Raw genomic sequence first — 16148 nt, 5'->3', positions numbered from 1 at the left:
TCCAGCGAAGGTATCCCACAAGGTGAATGGCAGCGCACGCATCGTGATCATTGGCGGCGGTGTCATTGGCCTCGGCATAGCCTATCACCTTGCCGAACTGGGCGTGAGCGATGTCGTCCTTCTGGAGCGCCACCAACTGACCAGCGGCACATCCTGGCACGCCGCCGGAATCGTCGGTCCGTTACGCGCCAGCCTCAACCTGACAAGGCTGGCGCAATATGCGACCGAGCTGTTTCCACGCCTCGAGAAAGTGACGGGCCAGGCGTCCGGCTACCGCCGCACCGGCGGCCTGTGGCTGGCGCGACGTGCGGAGCGCATGGACGAACTGAAGCGCATCGCGCATTTGGGCGATGTCTGCGGCCTCACCGTTGAGATTGTCGATCAGGCGGGCGTGGCCGAGCACGTGCGCGGCATCGTCACCGATGGCGTCGAGGGCGCGCTGTGGGTCGAGGAAGACGGCCAGGCCAATCCAGTTGATATCTGTGCGGCCTATGCAAAACGGGCCCGCGCCGCCGGTATCCGCATCCTCGAGGGGTTAGCCTGTTCGGGCATCGTGACCCGCAACGGCCGGGTCGCTGGCGTCAAGCTGGCCTCCGGCGTCACCATCGATTGCGAGACCGTCGTCAACTGTGCCGGCGCCTGGGCGCGCGATATCGGCGCGCACGCCGGCGTTCCTGTGCCGCTGCAGGCCGTCGAGCACATGTATGTCGTGACGGAGCCGATCGCCGGTCTGCAGGATCCGTTTCCCATCCTGCGCGACCTCGACGAAGGCATCTACATCAAGGGCGATTCCGGCAAGCTGGTGTTGGGCGGCTTCGAGCCGAACGCCAAGCTCTTCGATGTTCGCGGACCGGCTGGCGACAGGCCATTCCTCGAACTGCCCGAGGATTGGGAGCAGTTCGAGCCTTTCATGTCGGCCGGACTGAAACTCCTGCCGGCGCTGTCGCAGACCGGCATCAGGCACTTCATGAATGGCCCGGAGAGTTTTACCCCCGACACGCGGCCGCTGATGGGCGAGTCGCCCTATCTGCGCGGCTTCTATGTCGCCGCCGGCTTCAACTCGACAGGCATGATGTCGTCGGCCGGCGCCGGCAAGGCCATGGCCGAATGGATCGTCGACGGCGAGCCCAGCCTCGATCTGTGGGCGCTTGACATCGCCCGCTTCGACCGCGCCGCCGCGGCGCGCTCTTTCGTCGGCGCCAGGATGGAGGAAGCGGTTGCCGACCTCTTCCGCATGCATTGGCCTTACAAGCAGGCCGCCGCCGGGCGCGACGTGCGGCGTTCCGCCTTTCACCGTACGTTCGCCGAAGCGGGTGCTGTGTTCGGCGCGCCGACCGGCTGGGAGCGACCGCTCTGGTTCGGCGGCACGGAGACGCGCGGCTATTCCGTCGGCGCTCAGAAATGGTGGAGCCCGGCCAGGGCCGAAGCCGATCGAATGGCGCAAGGCGTTGGCCTGTTCGAGCTTTCGCCCTTCACCAAGATCGATGTGCGTGGACGCGACGCGATCCAGCTGATGCAAAGCCTGTGCGCGGGGGACGTCGACAGGCCCGAAGGCCGCGCCGTCTATACGCAGATGCTCAACGCACGCGGCGGCATCGAGGCCGATGTGACGGTCACGCGAGTCGACGAGCACGGCTTCCGGGTTATTTCAGGTGCCGCGACCAGACAGAAAGATTTTGACTGGATCGCGCGCCATGCTGAGGATCTTGGTCTCAACGTCTCGGTCTTCGACGCCACGTCCGCGGAGGCCGTTCTCGGGGTCATGGGGCCGAATTCGCGGGCGCTGCTGCAGAGCCTGACCGACGTCGATCTTTCGGACGCAGCCTTCCCGTTCTCGACTTCGCGCCGCATCGACATCGGCACCGCGAATGTGCGGGCGACCCGAGTCAGCTTTGTCGGCGAGCTCGGCTTCGAGCTTTATGTGCCGGTCGAACACGGCGAGAGCCTGCTTGCCATGATCGTCTCAGCGGGCGGCGCCCATGGCCTGACCTTTTGTGGCCACTACGCGCTGGATGGCTGCCGGTTGGAAAAGGGCTATCGCCATTGGGGCCATGATATCGGGCCGAAGGACACGCCGCTGGAGGCGGGCCTGTCCTTCGCGGTGTCCTGGAAGAGGGATGATTTCATCGGCCGCGATGCCCTGCTGAAGCAGAAGGCCGATGGCCTGAAGCGCCGGCTCATGCATTTCGCCGTCGACGGCGACAATCCGCTTCTGCTGCATGACGAACCGATCTATCGCGACGGCAAACTTGCCGGGTTGACGACGTCAGGTGGCCTCGGCGTTCGCACGGGGCTCAGCCTTTGCCTGGGCTACGTTGCCTGTGATCCAGGCGAGACGAAAACGCAGCTGCTTGCCTGCGACTACCAGATCGCGGTGGCCGGTGCGCGCTACAGGCTGCGCCCACTCGACAAGCCACCCTATGACCCAACCGGATCGCGCATGCGCGTAAGCGCGGAGGAAAATTCATGAGACAACAGGCCCGCGTGGTCGTTATCGGCGGCGGCGCCATGGGCGTGTCGCTGCTCTATCACCTGGCCAAGCGCGGCTGGAGCGATGTCATGCTCGTCGAGAGGCAGGAGCTGACAGCAGGCTCGACCTGGCACGCCGCCGGGCTCTGCACGCATTTCGCCCACAATGCGACGATCATGGAGATGCGCGCGCATTCGGTGCGGCTCTATCGCGAAATCCTGACCGCCGAGACCGGGTTGCCGACAGGTTTCCACCCAAGCGGCGCATTGCGCATTACGCGCTCGCCGGAGCGCATGGACGAATTCCGCCATGTGCAGGGGCTTGGCCGGTTCGTCGGCCATGACTTCCACATTCTCAGTCCCGATGAGCTCAAGCAGATCTATCCGCTCTGCCATACCGACGGCATCATAGGCGCGATCTACGAGCCCAATGACGGTCATGTCGATCCGACGCTGGCGACCAACGCAATGGCCAGCGGCGCGCGCTCGCGCGGCGCCGAGATCGTGCGCCACAATCCGGTCCTGGCAATCGAGCGCAAGCCATCGGGCGAGTGGCTGGTCCGCACACAACAGGGTGACATTGTCGCGAAGCATGTGGTGAACGCGGCCGGCACATGGTGCCGCGAGATTGGCGCCATGATGGGGCTCGACCTGCCCGTGGTGCCGATGCTGCACCAATATGTCGTGACCGATACCGTCCCCGAGATTGCCGACCGGATCGCCGCCGGCGCCAAGGAACTGCCGATCATCCGCGATCCGGAAGAAAGCTGGTATCTGCGCCAGGAGCGCGACGGCTTTATCGTCGGCCCCTATGAAAAGTCGGCTCACCCCTGGGCGGTCGATGGCGTGCCACCAGAATTCGGCATGGACTTGCTGCCGCCCGACCTGGATCGGGTCGAGCACATCATCGCGCTGGCGATGGAGCGTGTCCCGGCACTCGCCAATGCCGGCATCAAGACGGTGGTCAACGGGCCGATCACCTTCACGCCGGATGCCAATCCGCTGGTCGGTCCGGCATTCGGCCTCGGCAATGGCTGGCTGCTCACCGGCTCAAGCATGGGCGTGATGGAAGGCGGCGGCGCCGGTCGCTTTCTCGCCGACTGGATCGTCGACGGATCACCGCCAATGGATGCGCTTGCCATCGACCCACGCCGCTTCGGCAATTATGCCGACCGCGACTATCGCATCGACAAGGCGGTGGAAGGGTTCGGCCTGCAATTCGGCATCCACTATCCCAACGAGGAACGCGAGGCCGGCCGCCCGCGCCGCACGACGCCGGCGCTCGAACTTCAGAGAAGCCAGGGGGCAGTGCTGGGCGCCGCCTATGGCTGGGAGCGGCCGAACTGGTTCGCTGCCAACGGCGCCGACCGTGACCCGCCACTGACCTTCCGCAAGCCCGGCTGGTTCGACGCGGTGCGCGGCGAGTGCCGTGACGTGCAGGCCAGCGTCGGCGCCATCGACCTTTCGGCCTTCTCCAAATTCGAGATCGGCGGACCAGGCGCCAGCGCCTTCATGGCTTCGCTCGGCGCCAACCGACCACCGGAACGTCACGGCCGCATCGGGCTCATTCACGCGCTGACGGCAAAGGGCGGCGTGGCGTCGGAATTTACCGTGACCCGACTCGGCGACGATGGGTTCTACCTGACCAGCGCAGCACTTGCGGAGCGACATGACGAAGGTCTGCTACGCTCACGCGCCGCAGCCTTTCCAGGTGTGACGATCGACAACGTCACCGAGAGGCGCGGCGTGCTCGGCGTGATGGGGCCGCGTGCCCGTGACCTCTTGGGAAAGATCTGCGAAGCCGATCTATCGAATGCTGCATTCCCCTGGCTTTCCGCGCAGATCATCCGCGTGGCCGGCATCAAGACGGCAGCGCTCCGGGTCTCTTATGCCGGTGAGCTCGGATGGGAACTGCACGTTCAGTTGGCGCAGTTCGGCAAGCTCTACGAAGCGATCACCAAGGTCGGAACGCAGTTCGACCTGCGTCCGTTCGGCATCTACGCGCTCAACGCGATGCGGTTGGAAAAAGGTTATCGTGCTTGGGGCGCCGACCTGACCACCGAACGTACGCCGCTGGAGGCTGGGCTGGGTGCGCTGGTCAAGACTGACAACCGGACGTTCGTCGGCCGTGAGGCGATGCTGGAGCGCATCGGCGAAAGCGCCTGGTCCATGCTGCTGCTCGAGATCGATGACGACGGCGAGAGGCTGCCGTTCTACGCCCACGCCGTGATGCAGGCGGGGCGCCCGGTCGGGGTCGTTACCTCCGGCAGCCACGGCTTCCGCACCGGCAAGACCGTTGCGCTCGCCTATCTGCGACCCGGTGTTGCGGCTGAAGGCCTGACCGTCTCGATCCTCGGCAGGGAACTGACGGCGCGGGAGCTGAAGAAAGCGCCTTACGATCCGGACAATCTGCGGCTGCGCGGCCTTCAGGCCGATGCGCCGGCCGCCTTCATGCCTGCCTGATCACGGAGACGAAAATGGACAAGGACGCGATGATCGACGCTCCAGCGCCACGAAGCGGGGGCCGAGCGGGAAGGCAAGGCCAGCGCCTGGCCCAGCAGGCGCCGCGGCGTCCCTACATCAGCCGGCGGATCGGCACGTTCAATATCCTCGACGAGGAAGGCCTGAGCCTGATCGAGGCGAATGCCGACCGGCTGCTCAAGGAGGTCGGCATGGAGTTCCATGACGATCCCGAGATCCTCGACATCTTTCGCGATGCAGGCGCCGACGTGCAGGGCACCAGGGTTCGCTTCGAGCCCGGCATGTGCCGCACGATCATCCGCGCCACCGCGCCTTCGCAATTCAAGCAGCACGCTCGCAACCCAGCCAACACGGTGGTGATCGGCGGCGACAACACCGTGCTGTGTCCGTCGTGGGGACCGCCCTTCGTCCACGATCTCGATCGCGGACGGCGCTACGCCACGATCGCGGACTTCCGCGATCTGGTGAAGATCCATCAGATGATCCCGCATCTACATCATTCGGGCGGCGTCGTTTGCGAGCCTGTCGACCTGCCGGCCAACAAGCGTCATCTCGACATGCTCTACACCCACATCCGCCATTCGGACCGTGCCTTCATGGGCGCGTTCATCGGTTCGAGGCGAGCACAGGACGCGGTCGACATGGCCAAGATCGTCTTCGGCGAGGAGTTCGTCGCCAACAACGCTGTGCTCTACAACGTCTCCAACACCAATGCGCCGCTGGTGCTCGACGCCAACATGTCGGGTTCGCTGAAGGTCTGCGCCCGCAACAACCAGCCGGTCGCCTGCACGCCATGGACGCTGGCCGGCGCGATGAGCCCGTGCACGGTCGCCGGCACGCTGGCGCAGGTGCTGGCCGAGGCGCTCGCCTGTCTCAGCCTCGTACAGCTGATCAACCCCGGCGCGCCCTGCCTGATGGGAAGCTTTGCCAGCACGATCTCGATGCAGAGTGGAGCGCCGACATTCGGGACGCCGGAAGCGGGCAAGATGGTGCTCGCCTGCGGGCAGTTGGCGCGTCGCGTCGGCGTGCCGTTCCACACCGTCGGTTCGCTGTCGGCCTCAAAGCTTCCCGACGCACAGGCCGAGCAGGAAGCGACATGGGGCATATTGATGTCGATGTTTGCCGGCGCCAACGTGATCAACCACGCCACCGGCTGGCTCGAGGGCGGACTGGTCACCGGTTTCGAAAAGACGGTCATCGACGCCGATCTCTGCGGCAAGGTCGCCAGCCTGTTCGAAGGCATCGATCTGTCGCTCAATGCGCAGGCGATGGAGGCGATCGAAGCGGTCGGGCCGGGATCGCATTTCCTGGGCAGTGCGCATACGCAGTCCAATTTCCTCTCGGCCTTCTATCGCTCCACCAGCAGCGACAACAATTCCTTCGAGCAATGGAACGAGGACGGCCGGCTCGACGCCGCGCAACGCGCCAACCGGCAATGGAAGAGGCTGCTCGACGACTACCAGGATCCGGGGCTCGATCCGGCGATCGACGAAGCGCTCCGGGCCTTCATCGCCAACCGCAAGGCCAGCGAGCCGGACCAGGCTTATTTCTAGAGCCGGCACCGCATCTTTGATGGCCCGTTCGTGGAATGTTGACCGGCCGAGCTCCGCGAGAAGATCGTTCCCAAACGGCTTTATCTGGTTCGTCCTTGCACGATACGGTCGATGATCATGGCGCAGAGAAGTATGGCGAAGCCCGCGAGCAGTCCCTGCCCGACAGCTGCGTATTGAAGCGCATTGAGGACATCTTCTCCCAACCCTTTGGCGCCGATCAGGGAAGCGATGACCACCATTGAAAGGCACATCAAAATGGTCTGGTTTATGCCGGCCATGATGGAAGGCATCGCTAGCGGGAGGTCGACCCGGGTCAGGAGAAACCATCTTGTTGCACCATAGGCTTGCGCGGCCTCTCTAATGGCCGGCGGGACGCCCTGCAAGCCGAGCGCGGTCAGGCGCACCACTGGCGGAGTACCGAAAATCAGCGTGGCGATGACGCCGGGCGGCTTGCCGATGCCGAACAATGCGATCACCGGGATCAAATAGACAAATGCCGGCATGGTCTGCATGAAGTCGAGCACCGGCCGCACGGCGGCATAGACGCGCGGTCGGCGTCCGCACCATATCCCAAGCGGGATTCCTATCGCGAGGCAGATAATGGCCGATGTGCCCAACAGGGCGACTGTTTCCAGGCTCTTTTCCCAAAAGCCAAGCACGGCAAGATAGGCGAGCGCAGCCGCGGTGAAGATGGCGACGCGCGGCCCCGCCAGTTGCCAGGCCAGGGCTAGAATGATCGCCATTGTCACTGGCCAGGGCATGCCCGTCAGTCCATAGGCCAAGGCATCGAGCACCAACGATATTGCGCCTGTGATGCCGCCGAAAAAGCCCTCCCCGAGATGCGACACCGCTCCCATCAGGCTGTCCAGACCCGATGACAACGCGGCCTGCCACTCGCGATTCGAGGGCGCGGCAGTCAGCCAGACGGCTGGTGTCGGCGCGGCGAAGCGATAGACCGAAAGCCCATAGGCTGCGATGCAGAAGGCAAGGGCGCATAGCGCCAGCGGATGATTGAGCCCGCGCTGAAGCGTCGGATTCGAACGCCAGCGCGCGAAGCGCCGCTCCAGCATCCGGTTGGCGAGGAAACCGGCGATCAGCCTGGCGAAGAGCAAAGTGACAATACCGGACCCAATTACAACCGGCGCCTTCGCCTTTGCGGCGTCGGCCCGCATTCTGGCCGTGTTGGCAGCTTTCTCCAGAGCGGCCGCTGATGATCTCAGGCCAGCTGCATTGTCCGCCCCCGCTGCCTCGGCGGCTTTTGCCTGTTCCGCGCGCGCCTGTGCCTGCTTGGTCACGCGTTCGGCTCGTGCTTGCTCTGCGGCGCCGAGGTTACCAGCCGCGCCGACGCCGATCTGAACCACCGCAAGCGTCTCCAGGAAGAAGATGAGCCAGAACAGAAGTGTGATGCCTCGGGCAGCGGCCCAGACCGGCCCAAGCAGTGCGGCCGCCAGGTTGAACGGCCAGACGGCACCGGACGCCCGCCGGATGCGGGCGAACACATCGATATAGTAATCGGGGTTGCGGAGGACGAATTCCCGAACGAGTCCTTCCTCTGCCGGTTGCGATTGCACAGCGACAGGATCATGGGCGTTCACGGGTTTCGCCCTTTCGCAGACCGTGGAGCAGGATCTGCCTGTCGACGATGCCGACGACAGACCCACCGGGATCTGTCACAGCAAGCGGTGCGGCATCCCGTGCCGCGAGTTCGACGAGTTCGGCCAGGGATTCTCGAGAATCCACCCTGTGCAACCGCTCGACGTCCAATTCCGGATGAGACCGGCTCTTGAAACTCTCGACCGACTCCATGATGCGCCCGGCGGTGATCACCTTCAGGCGCGAGATGTCGGCGACGAATTTCGCGACATAGTCGTGCTTCGGAGATGTGACGATCTCCTCGGGCGTGTCGGTCTGGACGATGACGCCATCTTTCATGATCGCGATGCGATCGCCGATCCGGATCGCCTCGTCGAGGTCATGGGTGATGAAGATCACTGTCTTTCCCATCGAGCGTGAGAGGGCCAGGAACTCGTCTTGAAGTTGCCGCCTTATCAAGGGATCGAGCGCGCTGAATGGCTCGTCCATGAGCAGGATCGCTGGATCGGCAGCCAAAGCGCGGGCGAGGCCGACGCGCTGCTGCATCCCGCCTGAGAGCTCATGGCAGTAGCGATCCCCCCAGCCCGACAGGTTCACCTTGGCAAGTGCCGTCTCGGCGGCGTCAAATCTCCGCTGCTTGGTCGCGGCTTGGATCTCCAGCGGGAGCGCGACGTTGTCGCGTACGGTGCGATGCGGAAGCAGACCGAAGCTCTGGAACACCATGGCGATCCTGCGAGACCGCAATGCCCTCAACTCAGCGGGCGACTTGGCCATGACGTTTTCACCGTCGACGAAAATCTCGCCGGCGGACGGCTCGAGTAGGCGGTTTATATGGCGGATCAATGTCGATTTGCCACTGCCCGACAGGCCCATGACGCAGAAGATTTCACCCGGCCGAACCGAAATGTTGACGTTGGCGACGCCCACGACACATCCGAAGCGCCTGGCCACTTCGTCCTTGTCGAGGCCGTCGCGCAAAACCGCCACAATCGCCTCTGGCGCGCGGGCGCCAAAGATTTTCCAGACGCCCTTCAAAGTGATGGCGGCACCGTGGCTTGCCGCGTCTCCGGGGTCCGCCAGGCCCGCTCCTCCCGGCGCAATGATCGGTGCGGTGTCCACCGGCTACCGCTCCCGTCCGATCAGGGATTTGAACGGCCGGACAACAGTGCAGGCCGGTTCAGAGCCTGCAATGCCGGCCCTGGACTTCAATGACCGAACCACTTCGCCACGTCGTCGGGGTGGGCTTTGATCCATTCCTTCGCCACATCGCCTGCCGGCTTCTTGTCGACGATGATTGCATAGGCCCATTTGCTGATGTCGTCCGGATTGAAAGTAATCCGATCCAAAGCGGCGGTCAGTTCCGGTTCCCGCTGGGCCAGCGAAGCAGCATAGGCGATGTGCACGGTGGTGTCAGCATATGCCGACGACACTTTCGATTTTTCGAACCATTGAGGATCCTCGCTCGGCTGCAGCATCACGAACTTGGCTGGGTCGTGTTTCGGTTCTGTGAGAAAGGCAAGCTTGTAGCGGGCGAAATTCTGGTGCGGGCCGTAGCAGTAGCCGACCCATGGCTTGTCTGCCTTCGCGGCCCGGTCGAGCGATGCCGCGGCCACCGCTTCGTCGGTCACCTGGAGATCGAAGAAATCGGCGAATCCATAGTCGCGGGCCCGCACCTTTTCGATGTTTGTCGACTGCCAGCCTGACGCGCCGATCCAGATTTCGCCCTTGCCGTCGCCATTGGTGTCGAAGATCTTGGCGTTGTCCGGATTGGTGAGATCCGCGACATCCTTGATGCCATATTTGTCGATCGTGACCTGGGTGACGCAGTAGCCTTGCTTGGCTTCGTAGCCGTTCTGCGCGAGTTTCACCGTGCCGGCGCTTTTGACATATTTGTCTACCAGGCCCTGCTGGTTCGGCAGCCAGACATCTGGCCAGATGTCGACCTCCCCTTTGTTGCGATCCATGGCTTCCCAAATGACTGGGACTGCGGTGGTGGTGACGGTGGAAACGTCGAGCCCAAGCTCCTGTTCGGCCGCGTTCTTGATGACGTTCATGACCGCCGTTGCGGTAGCGTAGTTTGGATCCGGCATAGTCACGTCTGCACCGAACGCCGACGATACCGGCGCCAACAATAGAACGCCGAGAGATGGTGCAAGAAGTCGGTTTTTCATTTCGTTCCCCAGTTGAGTTGCGCTGATTTTTCTCAGCTTATTGGTCAAATTAGCGAAACGTGCAGGCAATCCATCCCAAATTGTGCCGCATTAGCAAAAACGATGAAGCGCATTAGGCGGTCGTTGAGATTCCGATACCCGCTCTGTAGGCAGAGGGTGTCTCCATGCTCAGGCCGTCACGTATATGCTCCCTGCCTCGACGGAGACTGGGAACGTCCTCGCGCGAACGGACGGGTTGACCAATGCTGCGCCCGACCTGATGTCGAATTCCCACCCATGCCAGGCACAGCGAACGATTTCATTCTCACGGTGATAGATGAATTCGGCTCGCTCGACGGGAGCAGTCGTTCCGCATTGCGGTCCCTCACAAAGGGGGGCCCCTCGATGCGGGCATACATTCAGCAGCGCATGGAAACTATCGCCGATCCGGAACACGCCGATCGACAGGCTGCGCACCTTGGCGATGAACGGCGTTCCGACCTGGATCTCGTCGGCGCGACAAATATATGTCTTCTCAGCCATGTCAGGTCGTCACGCTGCAGCAGCGGCTTGCGGGCGGGGAATGCGCTTGTAAACGTCTAGCGCATTCTGGCCGAGCACCTTGCGGCGCCATTCCGGCGGGATGTGCAAAGTGTTGACGTCATCGTAGTCCCAATGGGGGTAGTCGGACGCAAACAGCAGCGTGTTCTCCCCGTCCATGGCCTCCAGGATCGCCCAGAGGTGGTTGACATTCGAAGGCTGCTCCAGCGGTTGGGTGGAAAAGCGGATGTTGCGCCGGCAATATTCCGACGGCAGCATTTTCAGCCATGGCGTCTCTTTTCGCAGTGCTTTGTAGTCGGCATCCAGGCGCCACAGGACCGACGGGACCCAGGCGACGCCGCACTCGATGATCACGAAGTAGAGGTCCGGCCATTTCTCAAAAACGCCATGGGCAATCATGCTTGCCACATGCGACATGGCCGACATGTGCAGGATCGCATGGGTCTCCCAGAAGAAAGTGGTGGGCGCTGGCGCGACAGCGTTCCAGTTGATGCCGCCATGTCCACCAAGATGTATGGCGAACGGCAAACCGACCTCGGCACAGGCCTCGAAGATCGGGTGATAGAACGGGTCGCCATACGGCCGCACAGAGCCTTGGGAGGCCAGAACTTGCGCCATCCGGGGATGCTCGCCGAGGCGCCGGATCTCCGCCGCCGCAAGGCGCGGGTCTTGCGGTGCGATGATGATGGAGCCCATGAAGCGGCTGTCTTTCGGCAGCCATTCATTGATCTGGTAGTCGTTGTAGGCGCTTACCAGCGCGCTAGCGTAATAGGGATTTGCGAGTGTCGACGCTTCGATGGGCTCGTCGCCAGTTAGGATTGCCACTCCGACATTGTATTTATCGAGGTGCTTCTCCTTCATGATCAGGTAGTTGTCCGCCTCCACCTTCGGTCGCACATCCTTGCGGGAGAAATCCTGCGGATGAAACCAGGGGCGATGGCCGTGCGGAAAAGCGCCGACCGGGCCGGTCTTCTCGCCCTCGATGAACATGTCTTTCCAGACACCGGACAGGTAGGGCTCCAGCACCGTCGCGTTGGACCAATAGTTGTGGCAATCGCAATCGACTATGAACACTTTTCCCTCTCCCTTTGATGCGGCCGTCACAGACCGTGGCTTCTGCACCGAACTTCCGCTTTGATAGTGCTCGGATCAAGCGTATGAACAGCTAGATACGATCGCAAAAATCGATGGCTCGCCTATGCAGTTGGAACAAATAGAGACGTTTCTCGACATCATTGAATCGCGAAACTTCAACCGGTCGGCGGAGCGCCTCGGACTGACGCAATCGACGGTCAGCACCCGTGTCAAGAACCTGGAGGCCGCCGTGGGGTCCGAGCTCTTCCATCGCGGCCGCGCCGGTGCCGAGCCGACCGCGGCAGGGCGGCGGTTTGAGGTTTACGCGCGGTCAATGCTGTCGACCTGGTCCCAGGCCCGTCACGACGTGCGCGCCTTTAACAGATTCGAAGGCAGCCTTCGGGTCGCTGCCCAGGTTGGAATGACCCGCTCGATCCTGCCGGGTTGGTTGGAAATGCTGCTGCAAGTCTTGCCGCGGTCCTCGATCCATGTCGAATCCGACTACTCGCCGCAGATGATATCTGATCTGAGCCTGGGAAACCTCGATATTGCTGTTATTTATGCTCCACGCTACCTGCCCGAGATCACATATGACCAACTGATGGTCGAGGAATATACAATGGTCTCGACCAAGGCACGCCGGCTTAGCGATGTAAGCCCGGACAATTACATCCGGCCGGGTTACACCGTTGCGCTCGAGAAGGCTCATGCCGAGGCGTTGCCAAATCTGACTGCGTGCCGGCTTTCGATGGGCTCCGAAACGCTGGCCGACAATATGCTGAGACGCGCAGGCGGCACCTGCTACATGCGCGCCGACGATGCGCGTCGCTTCGCCGCCGAGCAACCCTCCCACATTGTGGAAGGTGCTCCAACTCTGCATCAGCCCGTCTACACCGCAATTCTCGCGCGACGCCGGCATGAGCCAATCATAAAGAAAGGCATTCGCGCGCTTCATCTTGCGGTCATGTCGCTGGAAGGTTGATCGATATTGTCGATCATAGATGCTTGAGGTTCCTCCTGTATCGAACGTAGGCCTGCTGGCATTCTTGGCCCCTTAATGGGAGCCAGATGATGAACGCCCTCGTTTCTTTCGCTCCCTCCTGCCGATCCGACCGCGTCAGCGGACGTCACACGCTGATCTGTCGCGGCATCGTTCAGGAGACGCACGACGTGAAGACCTTCGTCTTTTGTCCAAAGCGCGGGCAGGCCGGCCAGTTCAAAGCCGGGCAGTTTATCACTCTGAACCTCGTGATCGACGGCGCTCCGGCCGTCCGGACTTACTCGATCTCTTCGCCGCCAACCCGGGCGGGAGACCTCAGGATAACCGTCAAGCGCGTCCCCGGCGGCCTCGCTTCCAATTGGCTGCATGACAATCTCGAACAGGGAAGCGAAATAGAGATCGACGGCCCGTCCGGCAGCTTCAACTGGGATGACCTGCGGAGCGACCGGCCGCTTTTCCTCTCCGGCGGCAGCGGCATAACACCGGTGATGTCGATGCTGCGCACGCTCGCCGACAGTGGCTCCGACAAGGATGTCTGCTTCATTCATAGCGCACGCTCGCCGAAGGACATCATCTTCGGTGACGAGCTTGACAACCTGGCACGGGACCATCGCAATTTTCACGTCCATGTCGTCTGCGCCGAAGCTGTGCATAATTGGGCCGGTCCAACTGGATTGGTTGGTGAGTCCATGTTGCTGAAGTTTGCTCCCGACATTAGGGAGCGCACCGTTTATGCCTGTGGGCCCGAGCCTTACATGAACGCAGTCCGGAACGCCCTCAACAGCATCGGCTTGGATCCTGGTCGGTACCATGAGGAGAGCTTTGGCGGCCTGCTGAAGCCTGCACCGGTGTTGCAAACAGCCCAGGCCGCTTCCGTGCGTTTTGCTCGCACAGGTGTCACCCACCAATGCCGTTCGACACAGACCCTGCTCGAAATCGCTCGAAGCGTTGGTCTGTACCTGCCAAGCGCTTGCCAGCAAGGGATTTGTGGGACCTGTCGTGTGCTGAAGGTCAGCGGCGACGTGGAAATGGCTGATTTCGGCGGACTCAGCGCACAGGAGAAGGACGCCGGATATGTGCTCGCCTGCTGCACTCATCCCATGGGAGCGGTGTCGATAGACTTGTAACTGCAGGCGCACACCGCGGCCGTGCAAATCACAAAGCAATTCAGTGCCGATATTGTCGTGGAAGGCACCGATAAGACGTCGGCAGCATCGATCTGGTGTTCGACGTCATCGGTGGCAACATCCAGAAGCGGTCTGCAGCCCTGATCCGGGGCGAGGTATGCTGGTGACCGTCGTCGGACCAGCCGAGGCGCAGCCCGCGGATGGCTTGGCGGTCGATTTCGTCGTCGAGTCCGGTCGTGGCCAGTTGAGCGAGATCGTCCAGCAGGTGCGGAACGGGCGGCTGCGGATGAACATTGGCAAGGTCGCGATCTCGACGAGGCGATCGCCGCCTCAGGAAAAAATACTGTCAGAGCATTGTCACCCGACAACGCTCCACCACAACAACGCGTGCATGTCACGACGCGATTCGCGGTCGCCCGGTGGCTGTCGCGACGACGATGGCTTCCACGAAACTGCGCTCGCCTTCGATTGTAGCAACTCTTATGTCGCGTGTGATCTCGATCCGAGCCTGATCGGTCCCGGCGCGCTCGGCAAGACCTGCCGCCAAGACTCGAATGTGGGCTTCGGCTGCGGCCATCGCCTCGTCCTCGGTGTCATAGTCGTCCAGCCGCTCACCGGAATTGAGACGGAAAAGCCCGATCTCCGGTTGGCTGACGCGCGCTTCCGCTGACATTCGCACCTGTCCAACCACGGCGCCCAACGCATTTGCGACATCGGCGTGTTCGGCAATGCTGCATTCATTGCCGATCAATTGCGGCAGCCCGGCAAAGTGCAGCGAAGCCGACGCCCCGAGGCCGATCACCGGCCGGTCGAGCGCGATCGACAGCCGCGCCATGCCGCCTCGCCCGCCAACCGCCCGCTGAACCAGCGGGTTGGCAACGGAGACGCCGCCCTCCAGCCCGTCCTCGGCAAATACCGATTCAAGAATTACTTCGGCAGAACGCCGGGTGACGGCGGCAAGAACCATCTCGGAAAACGCTTCTGCGCCTTTGGCGACACGATGCCCCTGGCCGTCGCGCTTGCGTGAGAACAATTCGGCGCCCAGTCGAGCCGCGACAGGATCCCAGTTCCCTTGCCGGCCGAGCACATGGGCTGCATCGGATGGCGTGAAGCCGACGATATGCACCAGGCCACGTGCGACGAGGCGATTGAGCGTCGCGACCTGTGACGTCGATACGAGCAGCCGGTCGAGCGCGGCGGGAATTGCCGAAATGTCAGCATAGAGCCGCGTCTCGGTAACCGTCAGGCCTGCGGCTAGACGTTCGGGCACACCTGTGCGCAATGCGAAGCGGCCGTCCAGCCGGCTGGTGTTGGGACTGAGCAATTGCCGGTTGAGACCTTGGCATATGGTATCGCCGTGTTTCACCGCGGCGAGCGCCAGCGGTACCAGCCGCCGGGGCCCGAGCACGATCGTCGAAGCCAACGACTGCTCATGAAGCGAAACTTCCGAATCCCCACCAAGGCCAAAGGTGCGCATGGCCACGGCTTCCACCATGGTTCGCATTCCGCCGACGGTGGCGCCTTCCGGATCGAGCCGCAGGCGGCCGCCGTCCAGAACTGCGATGTCGGTGGTGGTGCCGCCGATGTCGGACACCACCGCATCATCGATGCCGGTCATGTACCGCGCCCCCACCAGGCTTGCCGCTGGTCCTGACAGAATGGTCTCGATCGGCCGAGCGCGGGCGAATTCTGCGGTAATGAGCGCGCCGTCGCCGCGCACGACCATGAGCGGAGCGACGATTCCGCGTCTTGCCAGAAATCCCTCCGTGGCGTCGACAAGGCGATCGATCATCGAGATCAACCGGGCGTTGAGAAGCGTGGTCAGCGCCCGACGCGGGCCGCCGAGTTTCGACGACAATTCATGCGAACAGGTCACCGGGAGCCCGATGCGCTCGCGGATGACGTCACGTACCGCGATTTCGTGTTCGGGATTGCGAACGGCAAAATAGGAGGCCACGGCGACGCCTGAAACCGTGTCGGCGAGAAACGGCAGCGCAGCCACGAGAGCGTCGAGCACCAGCTCACGCGGATCTCCGTGGACGTCATGTCCGCCCGGGCAAAAGATCACGGGATCGGAGCCAAGGGCTTTTGACAATCCGTTCCGGGCAAGGTCGGCTTCAGTGAAGCCGATCATCACCAG

Annotated in this window: 11 protein-coding genes and 1 pseudogene; 6 read left to right on the top strand and 6 right to left on the bottom strand. The window is 62.7% G+C overall.

Annotated elements, in window-relative coordinates:
• Positions 1–22: 22 nt before the first annotated feature.
• From FJ426_RS28905 to FJ426_RS28895, 3 genes are read left to right on the top strand one after another with little or no spacing between them, the layout of a single operon-like run.
• Positions 23–2470, top strand: coding sequence for an FAD-dependent oxidoreductase (locus tag FJ426_RS28905; RefSeq protein ID WP_140825670.1), 2448 nt, complete (start codon positions 23–25; stop codon positions 2468–2470).
• The gene (locus tag FJ426_RS28900) at positions 2467–4932 is read left to right on the top strand and encodes an FAD-dependent oxidoreductase (protein ID WP_140521274.1); all 2466 of its coding nucleotides are present in this window, start codon (positions 2467–2469) and stop codon (positions 4930–4932) included. The genes FJ426_RS28905 and FJ426_RS28900 overlap by 4 nt, the downstream gene beginning before the upstream one ends.
• A 14-nt stretch (positions 4933–4946) precedes the next feature.
• A complete protein-coding gene (locus FJ426_RS28895) occupies positions 4947–6503 on the top strand; it encodes a trimethylamine methyltransferase family protein (RefSeq protein WP_246675626.1) in 1557 nt (518 codons plus the stop codon).
• Positions 6504–6583: 80 nt separating this feature from the next.
• On the opposite strand, the gene FJ426_RS28890 is transcribed toward FJ426_RS28895, so the two are convergent.
• The 5 genes from FJ426_RS28890 to FJ426_RS28870 form a co-directional block, all read right to left on the bottom strand.
• Entirely contained in the window at positions 6584–8098 is a 1515-nt protein-coding gene (locus FJ426_RS28890) for an ABC transporter permease subunit (protein WP_140825669.1), read from the bottom strand.
• A complete protein-coding gene (locus tag FJ426_RS28885; RefSeq protein WP_318013590.1) occupies positions 8085–9215 on the bottom strand; it encodes a betaine/proline/choline family ABC transporter ATP-binding protein in 1131 nt (376 codons plus the stop codon). The genes FJ426_RS28890 and FJ426_RS28885 overlap by 14 nt, the downstream gene beginning before the upstream one ends.
• Positions 9216–9301: 86 nt before the next feature.
• On the bottom strand, positions 9302–10336 hold the full coding sequence (locus tag FJ426_RS28880; protein ID WP_140763594.1) for a glycine betaine ABC transporter substrate-binding protein: 1035 nt from the start codon (positions 10334–10336) through the stop codon (positions 9302–9304).
• A gap of 99 nt (positions 10337–10435) precedes the next feature.
• The gene (locus FJ426_RS28875; RefSeq protein ID WP_140500687.1) at positions 10436–10789 is read right to left on the bottom strand and encodes a Rieske (2Fe-2S) protein; all 354 of its coding nucleotides are present in this window, start codon (positions 10787–10789) and stop codon (positions 10436–10438) included.
• Between the two features lie 9 nt (positions 10790–10798).
• Positions 10799–11881, bottom strand: a complete 1083-nt coding sequence (locus tag FJ426_RS28870) for an amidohydrolase family protein (RefSeq protein WP_140500737.1) — start codon at positions 11879–11881, stop codon at positions 10799–10801.
• A gap of 124 nt (positions 11882–12005) precedes the next feature.
• On the opposite strand from FJ426_RS28870, the gene FJ426_RS28865 reads away from it, so the two are divergent.
• From FJ426_RS28865 to FJ426_RS31920, 3 genes and pseudogenes are all read left to right on the top strand, one after another.
• The gene (locus tag FJ426_RS28865) at positions 12006–12863 is read left to right on the top strand and encodes a LysR family transcriptional regulator (RefSeq protein WP_140649345.1); all 858 of its coding nucleotides are present in this window, start codon (positions 12006–12008) and stop codon (positions 12861–12863) included.
• 89 nt (positions 12864–12952) lie between these two features.
• Complete coding sequence (locus FJ426_RS28860) at positions 12953–14008, top strand: hybrid-cluster NAD(P)-dependent oxidoreductase (protein ID WP_181176998.1); 1056 nt, start codon at positions 12953–12955, stop codon at positions 14006–14008.
• Positions 14009–14082: 74 nt separating this feature from the next.
• Positions 14083–14338: pseudogene (locus tag FJ426_RS31920) on the top strand (zinc-binding dehydrogenase); the annotation flags it as partial.
• 64 nt (positions 14339–14402) lie between these two features.
• Here the strand turns inward: FJ426_RS31920 and FJ426_RS28850 are convergent.
• On the bottom strand, positions 14403–16148 hold a 1746-nt coding region (locus FJ426_RS28850; RefSeq protein WP_140825668.1), incomplete at its 5' end, for a hydantoinase/oxoprolinase family protein.

Origin of the sequence: Mesorhizobium sp. B2-6-4 (assembly GCF_006441495.1) — a bacterium.
Classification (GTDB): domain Bacteria; phylum Pseudomonadota; class Alphaproteobacteria; order Rhizobiales; family Rhizobiaceae; genus Mesorhizobium.
Note: the sequence above shows the minus strand (reverse complement) of the source record. Positions and strands in the feature narration are given on the sequence as shown.